The organism is Porphyromonas bennonis DSM 23058 = JCM 16335, assembly GCF_000375645.1.
Classification (GTDB): Bacteria; Bacteroidota; Bacteroidia; order Bacteroidales; family Porphyromonadaceae; genus Porphyromonas_A; species Porphyromonas_A bennonis.
Genome location: NZ_AQWR01000001.1, coordinates 90,449 through 104,686, shown reverse-complemented (window position 1 = coordinate 104,686; position 14,238 = coordinate 90,449). Strand labels below are relative to the sequence as shown.

Genomic DNA, 14,238 nt, shown 5'->3' with positions numbered 1-14,238 from the left:
TCTATCATACTATTGCTTCCTTTTCTGATTCTGCCTCCATGGCGTTACGGCGCTTCTCCTTCTCCTCATCGAGATGAGCACGCATGATCTTCTGAGACGCCTTGGAGAGCGATTCTTCATCCTCGAGATAGCGCTTGATCTTCAGGATCGCCTCCTTTAGACCGGGGATCTGAACTTTCTCGAAGAGGTTGACCTTCTGCGTCGTCTTACGTCTGGCATGCTGCAGGATGTCCAGCTCCAGACGTCCGACCTCTGCCTGGATGCCCACTGTCGCGAGATCCTTGATCAGCTGGGTGCCCTCCATGTACCAGGAGGGGGTATTGAGGAGACTAAACGGGCGCACCTCAAAGTCTACCTCTCCCAGCACCGGTACGGGAATACCGGCCACCTTACGGGTCTCGAGATGAACGTCCTCCACTCGGACGAGAGAGGGATCAAACTCACTCCAGAGAGCGGTCATGGTGTCAAAGTTCTCAATGCTCTGCTCTACCTGAGCCTCGAGATCCTCGACTTCTTTCTTGACCCGTCGTACCTCGAGACGAAGCGCACTCTCCTTACTCTTGATCGTAGGGAGGATCCGTTCTCGGAGCTGGAGATCCTTTTTCTGCCTCTGGAGGGAGGTCTTGTTGTATTGAAACTTTACAGCCATACCTCAGTCATACTCACCGGGATTACTCTTCCTCCTCGGAGTGACCGACCATCTCTACATCCTGTGGCCAGTACTTGTCGACAAGAGACTGCTTGATCGCCACCTCGGCAGGTGTAAAGTGCCGAGCGAAAAGGCGCCATGCCGTATCGAGCATCTCTGTGGTATTGATATTGACGTCGATGGCGAGGAGGTCATTGGCATACTCCTTGGCGAAGTCGAGCGTACGCTCGTCGTAGTCAGTGAGGTCAAATCCGTTCTCCAGCTTGGTCTGAGCATTGGACGCATCGGCGAAGAGACGAACTCCGGCATTCATCACCTGTGGGTGATCCTCGCGGGTCTTCTTCCCGATCACCTGCTGCTTCAGTCGAGAGAGTGAGCGGAAGGGGTCTACGATCACCTTGCCAATAGTGCTGTCGGTGCGGAGATAGAGCTGTCCCTCGGTAATGTATCCGGTGTTATCCGGAACTGCGTGGGTGATGTCTCCACCCGAGAGCGTCGTCACGGCGATGATAGTGATGGAGCCGCCGGAGGGGAACTGGGCAGCCTTCTCATAGACCTTCGCAAGGTCGGAGTAGAGGGAGCCGGGCATAGAGTCCTTAGAGGGGATCTGGTCCATCTTATTGGAGACAATGGCCAGCGCATCAGCGTAGTTGGTCATATCCGTTAGGAGGACAAGCACCTTCTCATTCTTCTCCACAGCGAAGTACTCCGCTGCTGTGAGAGCCATATGAGGGATCAGTACCCGCTCGATGGACGAGTCCTCAGTGGTATTGATAAAGGAGACAATACGATCGAGTGCGCCTGCCTCTGCAAAGGTATTGCGGAAGTAGAGGTAGTCGTCATTCGTCAGTCCCATACCGCCAAGGATGATCTTGTCGGACTCAGCGCGCATCGCCACGGTTGCCATCACCTCATTGTAGGGCTGATCCGGGTCAGCAAAGAAGGGAATCTTCTGTCCCGTCACGAGAGTGTTATTGAGGTCGATACCTGAGATACCGGTCGTAATGAGCTCTGAGGGCTGCTCACGACGGACCGGATTCACGGACGGTCCTCCGATCTCTACCTCCTCGCCCTCAACGATCGGACCGTCATCGATAGGCTCTCCGTACGCATTCATGAAGCGTCCGGTGAGAGAGTTGCCCACCTTTAGGGCGGGAGCTTTACCGAGGAAAGTCACCTCGGCATTAGTCGGGATGCCTTCCGTGCCGGAGAAGACCTGCAGCGTCACCACATCGTCCTCGAGTCGGACGACCTGAGCCACACGACCATCGATGAGAGCGAGCTCATCGTTACCCACACCGGTAGCACGCAGAGAGCAGGTTGCCTTGGTGATGTCGGAGATGTGGGTGTATATCTTTTGGAATGCTTTCTTAGTCATAATCAGTCTACCCTTAGGCGTTAGCCGTTTCCTGTACAGCGCGGGACTTGTCCGCCAGACGTGTCTCCACCATCTTCTTAGCCCGCTCGCGATACTTATTGTAGTCCTCGCTACGGAACTCGGAGTAATTCATCTGCCTCAGCTCGTTAATCAGCTCCTTGAAAAAGACGGAGACCTCATTGAAGTCCTCAAATGCAAGGTCACTCTCGCAGATGTCTATCACTAGAGCCAGCATCTCCTGCTGACGCTCCAGAGGACACATAGCATCGATGGCGTCAAAGGCATCCTGCTGTAGAATGACGAAGTCGATCAGCTCCGACTTCCAGAATGTGACGTGGTAGTCCACAGGCACACCGTCATCACCGAGGATATTGATCTGCTCAGCGATCTCGAGTCCCTGACGCATACGTTGCTTGATCTGGCCAACCATCTCCAGCCAGTCAGGAGACGCAGCCTCAGCAACATACTTCTGAAACTCCGGGTACTCCAGATACTTCGAGTAAGAGTCGATAGGATTGACTGCCGGGTAGCGCTTCTTGTCTGCGCGATCCTGCTGGAGAGCGTAGAAGCAGCGTGCCACCTTCTGAGTATTCTCCGTCACCGGCTCCTTAAGGTTACCACCGGCAGGAGAAACAGTACCGATGAAGGTGATCGATCCGGTCTTGCCATTCTTCAGGTGGACATAGCCGGCACGTGCATAGAAGGCAGAAATAGTAGCCGAGAGGTCCATAGGGAAGGCATCGGGTCCAGGCAGCTCCTCCATACGATTGGACATCTCACGGAGTGCCTGAGCCCAGCGAGAAGTGGAGTCGGCCATCAGCAGCACCTTCAGACCCATCGTTCGGTAGTACTCGGCGATCGTCATAGCGGTGTAGACTGAGGCCTCACGAGCCGACACCGGCATATTGGAGGTATTGGCGATGATGATCGTGCGCTCCATCAGCTTGCGACCTGTATGAGGATCCTCGAGCTCGGGGAATTCCTTGAAGATCTCGACCACCTCATTGGCTCGCTCACCGCACGCAGCCATAATCACGATATCCGCCTCGGCCTGCTCCGAAATGGCGTGTTGGAGGACCGTCTTACCGGTACCAAAGGCCCCGGGGATAAACCCGGTACCACCCTCTACCATAGGATTGGAGATATCGATACAGCGGATCCCTGTCTCCAGTAGCTTAAAGGGTCTTGGCTTATCTACGTAGCAGGGTACGGACTGACGGACCGGCCACTTCTGAGTCATGGTGATGGAGTGATCCACCCCACTCTCGTCCGTCAGCACAGCCATCTCGTCGTCCACAGTATATTGTCCCTTGGGCGTGAGCTTCTTCACCGTATACGTGCCCTTGAATGTAAAGGGAACCATAATCCTATGGGGCTGGTGATTCTCCTCCACAAGACCAATCCAGGATCCGGCCTCGACAGTGTCGCCTACCTTAGCAGTCGGCTCGTAGTCCCACTTCTTATCCCGATCAAGCGGATCAGTATACTCTCCACGCTTGAGGAAGAGTCCGGTCATCTTATCCAGATCATTCTGGAGACCATCAAAGTTCTTAGAGAGCAGTCCCGGACCGAGGGTCACCTCGAGCATATGTTGCTCAAATCGGACCTGATCACCGATCTTCAGCCCACGAGTACTCTCATAGACCTGCACATCCACCAAGATCCCCTCGATCTTGATGACCTCAGACATCAGCTCCGAGCCATCATCGAGGATGACGAAGCAGATCTCATTCTGTGCGACCGGACCATCTACCTCTACAGTCACCAGGTTGGAGACCAACCCTACCACCTTACCTGTAGTTTTCATCTATATATCGTTTTTTATTATTGTCTATCCCAAAGCTTAGAGACGGTTATGTTTCTTGGCCTCTGCCCGAAACTTCTCCAGGTCAGACCGACTCTCGTGATTGAGCTGATCCATAATCTCCCTGAAGCGACTCTTGCCCATCTCTGCGTCGAGCGAGCTCCAGCGGCTCAGCATCTGCAGCTTGAGCAGATAGGCGAGCATGGTATCTATGGAGAATGTGTCAGCAAAGGTGAGACTGTCTAAGTAATCCCACTTGAGCTGATCTATCCGATGCTCCCTCACAGAGAGATCCTGCTCCTCTGATATCTGCAGCACTTGCTGCACCACCTCTCCCTCCTCGAGGAAAGTGATATCGTGCCAGTTGCCACTCCTCAGAAGACGCACCAGGTCACTATCCCCGACGATCAGCCTACGAGCGTCGAGGTCGTGACGCTTGATAGTGATGGCTGCCAGCACAAGGCGAATGGATCGATCGAAGCGAACCCAGGTGCGGACAAACTTATCCCCCCGCTCCATAACGTAGCGGAAGTAATAATTATCTAAGATATCCTCATAGAAGTGCTCTGCCGGGCGGTCGATCTCCTGATCGTGGCGATACTCATACATAAAGTCCACCAGGTAGGAGGGATAGGTCTTCGGATCAAAGTGCAGCTCCTCGCCTACCATCTCAGAGGTAACCATACCTCTCTCCGCGGCGGTGATCAATCTGCGCAGCTCATCCTGTCCCACCACGTATGGAGTCTGTGGGTCGGGGATCGGTCGATCGTAGAGCAGTGCTACCAGTGCCCTATTGTCCTCACTGAGGAGCAGAAGATCCAGGAGCTGGTTGTCTCTGCGGCTAAGCTGCCCGCGCAGAGTCTCCACATACTCCCAGGGAGTAAGCGGAGGATTTTTCCCTATCTCCGGTCTCAGTGTCGGCAGACCTGCTCCTAAGGCATAATACTCAGCCATAGAGGATCACTCCTTGTCAGGTGTCGTAAAGAGAGCCTCCCGAAGCTGAGGACGCATAAAGTCCTTGAAGTACTCCGTCAGAGCCTCCTTGCTTACCACGACCTCGTAGCCCTTATCGGCAGGGGCGATGGCAAAAGAGGCTGCCCTACCCTGGACACTCTTGATCTCAAGTCCCTTCTCAAGGATCCCGGCGGCATGGTTCATAAAGTACTTACGGAGAGCCTCACCATCCTCAGTAGATACGGTGACGCTATTGCTTCCCTCGTCGAAAAGCTTCTGGCATAGTCTCAGCACTACATCGTAGAGTCTCTCAGGATCGGCAAATGCCTGGTCAATCCCCTTGCTGACGGCACGGTCATTGATCATATCACCGATCTCCGTCCTCAGCGCATCAGCGGCACGATCAGCCGAGAGCTGAAGCTCCCTAAGGGAGCGCTCACGGAGGCCGGCCACCTCGCTCTCTGCTCTGGATAAAATCTCCTTAGCCTTGGCCTCTGCCTCAGCAAGGATCTTGTCTCTCTTCTCCTCTGCTGCTGCTACGATCTCCTCTGCGCGAGAGTCAGCCTTGGCGATGCCATCCTTATAGATCTTACTCGCCAGCTCTTGTACTTTGTCGTCCATACAAACTCACTCGATATAGTTGCTTAACTGATTTTCATACTCTACGTGGACAACTCCACGCATAATGTTAGCAAACTTACAAATATTTCCCATTAAGAGAAGCCTAATCCCAATACAAAAGCTCAATTATCCAAGATATTATCCCGGCCGAGCTAAGAAAAATGAGAGACAACGGTAACTTACCGCTGTCTCTCTATACTTTACACCTCCTCAGTGCTATATTATATTCTACATGGTCTACTCACCTCGTGTGATAGGCAAGTATCACTCCATCATCTCTCTACGCATATTCTCCACGTAGCGAGCCTTCTCCATCTTACGACGGCGAACGTCGGATGGCTTGCGGAAGTTGCGATTATCGCGCAGACGGCGCATGGTGCCTGTGCGGTCAAACTTCCTCTTGAATCTCTTCAGGGCGCGCTCGATATTCTCGCCCTGGCTTACTGGTACAATGATCATATAGATATATTTCAATGTCCACGGGGATCCATACGTCCCCGTTTCGCCTGCAAAGGTAACCTATTTAATCGGGTTTCCCAATACTATTCCCCTGATTTGACACACTCTGCCATCGTGAGTCACAAAGAGGCTCCAAACTAATATCGGTATTAGAGAAATCTATTACCGGTAATAGCGAATACTAATACCGACATTAGTCGCAACTAATACCGGTAATAGAATCGACGCAGATGGACAGGATCTCTCTCCGATCAGAAACCTCCTTACTCTTTACTACAGAATGTTTGTCCTCCGAGTAAAGTCAATAATCTCCGGTATATAGCCAAAGGCGAGACCCGTGACGGAGTCGGCACATCCGTAGTAGACGGCTATCCGTCCGCTATCCGGATCATGAATAGCTGCACAGGGGAAGCAGACATTGGGGACATCCCCGACACACTCATAAAGCTCCTGCGGAGAGATAAGGTATGCCCCACTCCGTGCAGTCACCTTCCAAGGCTGATCCTTATCAAGGAGAGCAGAGCCGAAAGCGTATACATATCCATTGGCGCTCCTGAGCACACCATGGTAGATGAGCAGCCAGCCCTCCGAGGTCTCGATGGGGATGGGTCCTGCACCGATCTTGAGACACTGCCAGGCACTTACCTCGAAGTCCGCCGGTGCCATCACGTGTCGGTGGTGTCCCCAGAACTCGAGATCCGGCGACTCGCTGTAAAATATGTCTCCAAAGGCAGTATGACCGTTGTCACTCGGACGACTCAGCATAGCGTAGCGACCATTGATCTTACGAGGGAAGAAGACGCCATTGCGATTAAACGGCAGAAATGCATTCTCCAGCTGGTGAAATGTATCGAAGTCCTCCGTCCACGCCACTCCGATGGTAGGTCCATAGTAGCCATTGCACCACGAGACATAGTAGCGACCATCGATCTCTGTCACTCGAGGGTCGTAGCCATAGACCCACTCCCCCACCTCGGGGATGTCGCACCGGAAGTCTATCTTATCAGGAGAGATGTCCCAGGAGAGCCCATCCCGGCTAAACCCCACGTGGAGACGCATCCTCCGATTGGTGTCGTCGCACCGGAAGACACCGGCAAATCCGTCCCTGAACGGGACGACGGCACTATTGAATATACTGTTGCTTGTCAGGGTCTCGTGCCGACCAATTATGGGATTCTTGCTATATCTCCATAGCGGGGCATTGCATCCCTGAGGACGATCCTCCCACGGCATATTGGGGAGAGGTCTCCCGGCGATCTTGATTGATTCCATATTCATTTAGTTAGTAAGTTTGTTTCCATTCTCATCGTAGGAGAAAGGTACCACTTTTGCACATATCAGCCCCGGGATCGACACAAGGACAGCGATAAGGAAGAAGGTACTATACCCCACCGCATCGCTGAGCGTGCCACTGACCAGTCCGGGAATCATATAGCTAAGGTTCATCAGGCTATTAGCGATGGCATAGTGCGCCATGCGATGAGGTCCGGGTGCCACCTGCTGCATCATGAAGAGCGTCAGTCCGACGAATCCGAATCCGTAGCCAAACTGCTCCACCACAATCCCAACCGCCGGCCACACCAGACTGGTGGGGCGGAAGAAGGCGAGGAGGAAAAAGATGATGAAGGGGAGATTGAAGATCAAGGCGAGGGTGAAGAGGACCTTCCGAAGTCCATAGTGGCCAATATAGTAGCCGGCTAGGATGCTTCCTCCGATGAAGGCTATCGTCCCGAGCGTCCCATAGATGAGACCAAAGTCCGAATTTGTCATACCCAGTCCGCCGAGGTCAGAGTCGGCCTTCAGAAAGAGAGGTGCGACCTTGATAGCCAAGCCCTCAGTGAAGCGGTAGAGGAAAATAAAAAGCAGGTAAAACCAGATGTGCTTTTTATCAAAGAAACTGACAAAGATCTCCCACACCCCCTGTAGAGTCTCTCTGACAGATCGCTTCTCATCCACCACAGGAGTCTGATTGCGGGGTAGCACGGCCATGTGCCACAGACCAAGCAGGAGCATCAGCGCACCAGCCACCACTATCATACTCTGCCAGGAGCGGACAAGACCGATGGAGTTCGTGAGGTAGCCCACGAGGTAGACCAGTCCCCCTTTGGCCAGCACCTTAGCAATGTTGTAGAAGGCACCCTGCCACCCGACAAACTTACTCTGAAGTGTCGGAGTGAGTGCCTCCATGTAGATCCCGTCCCCGGCTATATCGTGCACCGATCCTGACAGAGCCATCACTGCCATTAGGAGGAGCAGGAGGGGGAAGGACTCCTCTAAGCCAAGTGACGCGGCAATCAGACCCAGCATCAGTGCCGAAATGATCTCGGAGATGAATACGTACTGCCGCTTGCTCCCGAAGAGCTCCATCACCGGACTGAAGAAGGGCTTCAGGCTCCATGGCAGGATCAGGAGGGAGGCCCAGAAGGTGATCTCCTTGTCGGGAATGCCCATGTCCTTGAAGAGCAGCAGCGAGACATCCGAGAGCATCACCATAGGTAGTCCCATGGCGAAGTAGACTGTGGAGACCCAGGAGATAGGATTGAGATTGGTGGCGTTACTCTTCATATCTTATCGCAGCGTGGAGACGGGCATACGTGAGGCGTCCAGTCGCAGGAGGACAAAGAGGAGGAGAGTAAAGCTCAGCAGAGACGATCCTCCGTAGCTGATGTAGGGGAGAGGAATACCGATCACGGGGACGAGACCGATCACCATACCTACATTTACCAAGAGGTGGAAGAAGAGTATGGAGGCAACTGAATAGCCGTAGACTCTGGCAAAGGTGTCCGGCTGACGCTCTGCAATGTAGATAAGGCGGCAGATCAGAGCAAGGAAGAGCAGTAAGACGACTAAGCAACCAATGAAACCTTCCTCCTCTCCAATGGTACAGAAGATAAAGTCCGTAGTCTGCTCAGGCACATAGGAGAGCTTGGTCTGTGTCCCCTGCAGGAAGCCCTTGCCGGTAAGGCCACCGGAACCGATTGCGATGAGGCTCTGGTGAACGTTGTACCCCGCCCCGGCCGGATCATCCTTTAGCCCCAGAGAGACAAGGATTCGGGTCTGCTGATGAGGCTGGAGGATGTTGTCAAAGAAGTAATCCACGCCGGCATACATCACGATGCTGACCACCACAAAGGCGATCAGGAGACCGATATGTCTCCCGCGATGATTGTACACCTGCAGTACCACCCAGGCAAGGAGGAACAGTAGTGACAGGACGGCGAAGATGGAGAAGTCTACAGGGGCCCAGATAGAGATAATGGCGGCTGCGAGCATCAGCCCGGGAGCGATCACCAGACCTGGCAACCAAGCTCGACTCAGATCGCAGTATGCCTGGGCTGATAGTACCACTGCAGTATAGATCATCAGCATCACGATAAGCCGCCCGGCGGAGGTGACTCCCCACATCACTTCGGAAAACCTTAGCTCAAGGATAAAAAGAAGAGCACAGAAGACGCCGAAGAGGGGTACTGCACTGCTGAGACCCTCCCGATAAAGGATGATGATGAATGAAGCGTAGACGAGTGCAGAGCCGGTCTCTGACTGCATGATAATGACCAGCATCGGTGCAATGATAATCGCACAAGCCACTGCCAAGTCCCTCGTCCGCTCCAGGCTGAAGTTGTACTTCGACATCCACCACGCCAGCATTAGGGCGGTGGTGAGCTTGGAGAACTCTGCCGGCTGCAGTCTCACCGACTCGGTAACCACTATCCACGAACGGGATCCCTTAATGTCCGGTGCGATAAAGATCGTCAGGATCAGCAGACCGATCATCATGAAGTAGAGGACCGGAGCGGACTGCTTTAGGAAAAAGGTGTCGATGAGAAGTATCGCGATGGCGGCAGATAGGGAGATTCCGATCCAGACCAATTGAGAGAGTGCCCTTCCCTCGATGCTGAAAGAAGTGTCAGTAATCGTATAGGTCCCATCGGCAGCGTATATTGCCAGCCAGCCGATCGCTACCAGTATCAGGTAGAGAAGGATTGTCAACCAATCCGCTCGGTGTCGCAGCCCCATGGTGCCTCCGGATGAGTATCTTGCGGCCATATCGTTATCGGATTACAGTGGATAGCATCGCCTTCTCGTAACTGGTAGACGATGGTGTAATAGAGTCACCATGGAGATAGTAGTCCAGCATGAGACGACCTATCGGGACGGCGTAGGTGGCACCGAAGCCCCCATTCTCCACCATGACAGCAATGGAGACCTTGGGGGACTCCATGGGTCCAAATCCGAGGAAGAGAGAGTGATCCTTTCCATGAGGATTCTCAGCTGTCCCTGTCTTGCCGCAGATAGCATAATCGGAGAGGTTTGCCTTGCGACAAGTTCCCCCTGTCACCGCCATACGCATGCCCTCAGCAATCACTTGGAAATACTCAGATCGGATCCCTGTCTCCATACGTTCGACGTAGAGAGAGTCCTGCGGCATACCATTGATCTCCTTCACCAAGTGTGGGGTATAGTAATGCCCTCTATTGGCAACGATAGCTCCGAAGTTGGCAATCTGCATGGGTGTAGCGAGGATCTCGCCCTGTCCGATCGAGATGGAGACTATAGAGCTGGAGGTCCAGCGACCATTGTGGATCTTGTCATAGACCTCAGAGTTTGGGATATAGCCACGGCTTTCTCCGGGGAGATCGACTCCGGTCTTATGTCCGAAGCCCATCTTGACAATGTAGTCTCTCCAGTGATCAAAAGCTTCTTCCACGGTAGCATAACGCGACCGGTCGTCGAGGAATGCGCGCAAGCCCCAGCAGAAATAGGCGTTACATGAGGTAGCGATAGCGTGTCTGAGATCTAGCGGCGAGCCGTGCCCGTGGCAGCGAGGACGTCCTCTCAAGAGCGGGTATCCACGATAGCAAGAGTACATCGTCCCCGGAGTGATACACCCCTCCTGTAGATAAGCTGCCGCTTGTACTGTCTTGAATGTTGATCCCGGAGGATAAGCCGCCTGCGTCGCACGATTGTATAGCGGCTTACTTGGATCGGTGACTAACTGCTGATAGTTTCGACCTCGCTCCTTACCAACAAGGCGTGCAGGGTCAAACGATGGTGAGGAAACCAGTGCTAGCACTTCCCCGGAGTTTGGCTCGATCATAACGATCGCCCCACTCTTTCCTTGCATCAGCTTCTCGCCATAAGCCTGTAGCTTGATATCAATGCTGAGCTTCAGATCATGCCCTGAGGTGAGCTCTTGATCATACTTTCCCTCCTCGTACTGACCCTGCACCCGTCCGTGTACATCCCTCAGGAGGATTGACGTCCCTTTATTTCCTCTCAGGAAGCGCTCATAGCTCTTTTCCAGTCCGGTTGTACCGGCGTAGTCACCGGGTGTGTAGTAGGGGTCTCGCTTGATATCCCCGGGACCCACTTCGCCGATATTCCCCAACAGAAGTGCCCCTGCCGTATATCGATAGGCCCGTGAGGTGTGATGCTCAATGAGGAGACCGGGAAACTTGTAGAGCTGCTCCTCCAGCAGACCCGCCTCGACTGAGGTAATCTGAGAGAAGAGAGTCTGCGGGACAAAGGGCGAATAGCCTCTATTGGACTCCCGATCCTTTACCTGCTCCAGCCGATCACGAAAGTCCTGGAGATCGATGTCCAGTATATGGCAAAAGGCAAGACTATCGAAGTCCTCCATCTGACGCATGATGATCTTCGCATCTGCTGTTGCAGTATTATAGACGACAAGACTATCGTTGCGATCTCGCATCAGTCCTCGTGATGGGTACAGGGTCCGGTGATAGAAGGCGATATTCTCCGCTGCGAGCTTATACTCCGGCGAGAGGACCTGGACGTAGAAGAGCCTCGCCACATAGACGATCACCACCAGCGTCACCACCCCAATGATGATATAGCTGCGCTCACTATACCGACTCCGCGACCTACTCATCCCCTCTTACGCGGCATAAAGAGTGCATCAAAGATCATAAAGAGCAGCACCGTTATCATAACGGATCCGCCTATGTACGGTAATGTGTGAACCAATAGTCCTGTGGAAAAGAACTCAAGGAGGAATATTGCACTGATCTGTACCAACGTGAGCGTTAGGATGAAGAGAAGATAAGCACCGGCACCCATTAAGCGAGGAGTGATAAGCGGATTCTCTTCGTCCGCATTATCTAGATCATCCTTGTCCACTAACCCTCCAAGAAGCTTCGGACGCAGGTAAAGCGTCAGAGCAGAAGAGGCCATGTTGAGTCCCGGAGTATTCATCATCAGGTCGATAAAGAGTCCAATGCAGGCAGCGACAAGCGTCAGCACCCACGGTTCCGTGCGATATGGCATCTTGAAGAGCGGGTAAAGATAAAGGATCGGCAGGAAGTACTGGAAGAGCAGGAGATGATTGAAGAGCACCACCTGCAGGAGCAACAGCACGAGGGTTAGGATCCCAAGCCTCAGGGTGTACTTACTCATACGGATCGTCTATCGGTGACAGGTTCTTCGACGGCAGTTCGCTCCTGACGATTTTCATACTGCAGGACGTACACATACTTGAGATCGGCAAAGCGAGTAGATAGCTTCACCCGATAAGCAAAGAAGCTGTCATCAGGCGACTTCCCGGGACCGACTATGGTGCCGATGGACAGACCGGAGGGGAAAGAGGCCGAGAACCCGCTCGTAAATACAGATCGCCCCGGCTCCAGAGACTGATGCTTGGGGATATTAGTCAGCAGCGAGTGATCAATGTCCTGACCGTCCCACTTCAGCACGCTGACGAAGTCAGAATCCTCCACCTTACAACTCACCCCAAAGGTACTATTGATTACCGGCACAACTCTCGAGTAGTGGTCGCTCACCGCCTGCACAATACCGACCACCCCATCTGTACTAACGACTCCCATGTCCACCGCAACGCCATCAAGCTTGCCGATATCGAGTGTCAAGTAATTACTCTTGTCGAAGAGAACCATCCCCACGACCCTGCCCACTATGTAGTGGTAGGGAAAGGGTCTCTCCAGGGTGTCACGTCCCAGACGCTGCCATGAGAGAGAGTCGACCGAGAGTCGCTCCAGCTGATTGTGTAGCCGTAGCACCTCCCGCTCCAGCTGAGCATTCCTATGGAGCAGCTCCACATTAGCCTCCTCCAGGCCGGTGTACGCACGTATGGTCTGTGCCGTCTCCATCACCCTGCCGGTGAGGTCGTTGGCAGAGCTCAGTATGACACTAGATCGGTACCTACTACCACTGAAGAGAAGCGCGAGAGCGATCACCTCCAGGAGTAGGAAGATCAGAAGATGTCTCTTGGACCGGAGAAATTCGATGAGGCGATCCATTAAGACGTATGACTTGAGAAGGACCCCGCCCTGCCAAACCTGACAGCCAGAGGGATCCTGTATGAGTTACTTAAAGAGGAGTGTGTACTTATCTGAGTTCTGGAGGGCAATGTATGTGCCGTTGGCAACGGAGTATAAGGGATCCTCAGCAATCTTAAAGGGGATCTGGAACTTGGACTGAAGTCTCTTATCCAACCCCTTCAGCTGAGCACCACCACCAGCCAGATAGATCCCGTTATTGAAGATATCGGCATACAGCTCAGGAGCAGTATCGTCCAGAGCGTTACCGATAGCGGTCTCGATCTTGGTGATCGACTTATCGAGGCAGGTCGAGATCTCGTGGTAATTGACATCCACTGTCTTCGGCAGGATGCTGGCAAGATCCTGTCCCACTACCGTGTAGGGATCAGGCTCATCGTCCAGTTGCTCCAGTGCCGAGCCTACATTCTTCTTGATCTCCTCAGCAGTTCGCTCTCCGATACGGATACCGTGCTGGACCTTCATATAGTCCACGATATCGTTGGTGAATTCGTCACCAGCCACCTTGATCGACTTATTATTCACGATGCCACCCAGCGAGATCACTGCGATCTCCGTCGTACCACCGCCGATATCTACGATCACGTTACCGGTAGGCTCCATCACATCGATGCCTATACCGATAGCTGCAGCCATTGGCTCGTGTATAAGGTACACCTCATTAGCCCCGGCCTTCTCTGCCGCATCGCGCACAGCTCGTATCTCTACATCCGTGCTGCCTGAGGGGACACAGACGACCACCTTAAGCGAAGTAGGGAAGAAGTGTTTCTTGGTCGTCGCCATACGGATCATCCCGCGGATCATATACTCGCAGGCATCCAAGTCAGCGACTACGCCGTCCTTAAGCGGTCGTACAGTGGAGAGATCGTTATTCTCCTTCTCGAAGCGACGATACGCCTCGGCACCGACCCACTCGACCTTATCCGTCTTCTTATTGAGAGTCACATAGCTCGGCTGGTCGATGATGATCTTACCATCCTCTATGATGACCGTGTTAGCAGTACCTAAGTCTACGGCTAATTTCCTTGTGAGTGAGAAAAAGCCCATCCTATATCTT

Annotated in this window: 13 protein-coding genes; all 13 read right to left on the bottom strand. The window is 53.3% G+C overall.

All coding sequences use genetic code 11. From position 1 onward, the window contains the following. Positions 1-4: 4 nt before the first annotated feature. Positions 5-649 carry a V-type ATP synthase subunit D gene (locus B088_RS00365; RefSeq protein WP_018106419.1) on the bottom strand — a complete coding sequence of 215 codons (645 nt, stop codon included), beginning with the start codon at positions 647-649 and terminating at the stop codon, positions 5-7. A gap of 22 nt (positions 650-671) precedes the next feature. Continuing rightward, entirely contained in the window at positions 672-2,027 is a 1,356-nt protein-coding gene (locus B088_RS00360; protein WP_018106418.1) for a V-type ATP synthase subunit B, read from the bottom strand. A 13-nt stretch (positions 2,028-2,040) separates the two neighbouring features. After that, positions 2,041-3,834, bottom strand: coding sequence for a V-type ATP synthase subunit A (locus B088_RS00355; RefSeq protein WP_018106417.1), 1,794 nt, complete (start codon positions 3,832-3,834; stop codon positions 2,041-2,043). 36 nt (positions 3,835-3,870) lie between these two features. Beyond that, positions 3,871-4,785: a DUF2764 family protein gene (locus B088_RS00350; protein ID WP_018106416.1), complete on the bottom strand. Its 915-nt coding sequence runs from the start codon at positions 4,783-4,785 to the stop codon at positions 3,871-3,873. A gap of 6 nt (positions 4,786-4,791) precedes the next feature. Continuing rightward, positions 4,792-5,406 carry a hypothetical protein gene (locus tag B088_RS00345; protein ID WP_018106415.1) on the bottom strand — a complete coding sequence of 205 codons (615 nt, stop codon included), beginning with the start codon at positions 5,404-5,406 and terminating at the stop codon, positions 4,792-4,794. A gap of 264 nt (positions 5,407-5,670) precedes the next feature. Then, positions 5,671-5,865 (bottom strand): 30S ribosomal protein S21, encoded by a 195-nt coding sequence (gene rpsU, locus B088_RS00340; RefSeq protein WP_018106414.1) that lies wholly within the window; start codon positions 5,863-5,865, stop codon positions 5,671-5,673. Between the two features lie 273 nt (positions 5,866-6,138). Continuing rightward, on the bottom strand, positions 6,139-7,137 hold the full coding sequence (locus B088_RS00335) for a glycoside hydrolase family 130 protein (RefSeq protein WP_025081440.1): 999 nt from the start codon (positions 7,135-7,137) through the stop codon (positions 6,139-6,141). 6 nt (positions 7,138-7,143) lie between these two features. Further along, positions 7,144-8,430 carry an MFS transporter gene (locus tag B088_RS00330; protein ID WP_018106412.1) on the bottom strand — a complete coding sequence of 429 codons (1,287 nt, stop codon included), beginning with the start codon at positions 8,428-8,430 and terminating at the stop codon, positions 7,144-7,146. A gap of 3 nt (positions 8,431-8,433) precedes the next feature. Further along, the gene (rodA, locus tag B088_RS00325) at positions 8,434-9,912 is read right to left on the bottom strand and encodes a rod shape-determining protein RodA (protein WP_018106411.1); all 1,479 of its coding nucleotides are present in this window, start codon (positions 9,910-9,912) and stop codon (positions 8,434-8,436) included. 4 nt (positions 9,913-9,916) lie between these two features. Further along, positions 9,917-11,758, bottom strand: coding sequence for a penicillin-binding protein 2 (gene mrdA / locus B088_RS00320; RefSeq protein WP_018106410.1), 1,842 nt, complete (start codon positions 11,756-11,758; stop codon positions 9,917-9,919). Further along, positions 11,755-12,282 carry a hypothetical protein gene (locus tag B088_RS00315; protein ID WP_018106409.1) on the bottom strand — a complete coding sequence of 176 codons (528 nt, stop codon included), beginning with the start codon at positions 12,280-12,282 and terminating at the stop codon, positions 11,755-11,757. Before B088_RS00315 ends, mrdA begins: the two co-directional genes overlap by 4 nt. After that, on the bottom strand, positions 12,279-13,142 hold the full coding sequence (gene mreC / locus B088_RS00310) for a rod shape-determining protein MreC (protein WP_018106408.1): 864 nt from the start codon (positions 13,140-13,142) through the stop codon (positions 12,279-12,281). The genes B088_RS00315 and mreC overlap by 4 nt, the downstream gene beginning before the upstream one ends. 66 nt (positions 13,143-13,208) lie before the next feature. Further along, positions 13,209-14,228 carry a rod shape-determining protein gene (gene mreB, locus B088_RS00305; protein WP_018106407.1) on the bottom strand — a complete coding sequence of 340 codons (1,020 nt, stop codon included), beginning with the start codon at positions 14,226-14,228 and terminating at the stop codon, positions 13,209-13,211. Positions 14,229-14,238 lie beyond the last annotated feature (10 nt).

Excerpts from the sequence above, each read along its gene's own strand:
- B088_RS00350 (WP_018106416.1), bottom strand. The coding sequence starts at position 4,785 with ATGGCTGAGTATTATGCCTTAGGAGCAGGTCTGCCGACACTGAGACCG.
- B088_RS00335 (WP_025081440.1), bottom strand. The coding sequence starts at position 7,137 with ATGGAATCAATCAAGATCGCCGGGAGACCTCTCCCCAATATGCCGTGG.
- rpsU (WP_018106414.1), bottom strand. The coding sequence starts at position 5,865 with ATGATCATTGTACCAGTAAGCCAGGGCGAGAATATCGAGCGCGCCCTG.
- B088_RS00365 (WP_018106419.1), bottom strand. The coding sequence starts at position 649 with ATGGCTGTAAAGTTTCAATACAACAAGACCTCCCTCCAGAGGCAGAAA.
- mrdA (WP_018106410.1), bottom strand. The coding sequence starts at position 11,758 with ATGAGTAGGTCGCGGAGTCGGTATAGTGAGCGCAGCTATATCATCATT.
- B088_RS00345 (WP_018106415.1), bottom strand. The coding sequence starts at position 5,406 with ATGGACGACAAAGTACAAGAGCTGGCGAGTAAGATCTATAAGGATGGC.
- mreC (WP_018106408.1), bottom strand. The coding sequence starts at position 13,142 with ATGGATCGCCTCATCGAATTTCTCCGGTCCAAGAGACATCTTCTGATC.
- rodA (WP_018106411.1), bottom strand. The coding sequence starts at position 9,912 with ATGGCCGCAAGATACTCATCCGGAGGCACCATGGGGCTGCGACACCGA.
- B088_RS00355 (WP_018106417.1), bottom strand. The coding sequence starts at position 3,834 with ATGAAAACTACAGGTAAGGTGGTAGGGTTGGTCTCCAACCTGGTGACT.
- B088_RS00360 (WP_018106418.1), bottom strand. The coding sequence starts at position 2,027 with ATGACTAAGAAAGCATTCCAAAAGATATACACCCACATCTCCGACATC.
- mreB (WP_018106407.1), bottom strand. The coding sequence starts at position 14,228 with ATGGGCTTTTTCTCACTCACAAGGAAATTAGCCGTAGACTTAGGTACT.
- B088_RS00330 (WP_018106412.1), bottom strand. The coding sequence starts at position 8,430 with ATGAAGAGTAACGCCACCAATCTCAATCCTATCTCCTGGGTCTCCACA.
- B088_RS00315 (WP_018106409.1), bottom strand. The coding sequence starts at position 12,282 with ATGAGTAAGTACACCCTGAGGCTTGGGATCCTAACCCTCGTGCTGTTG.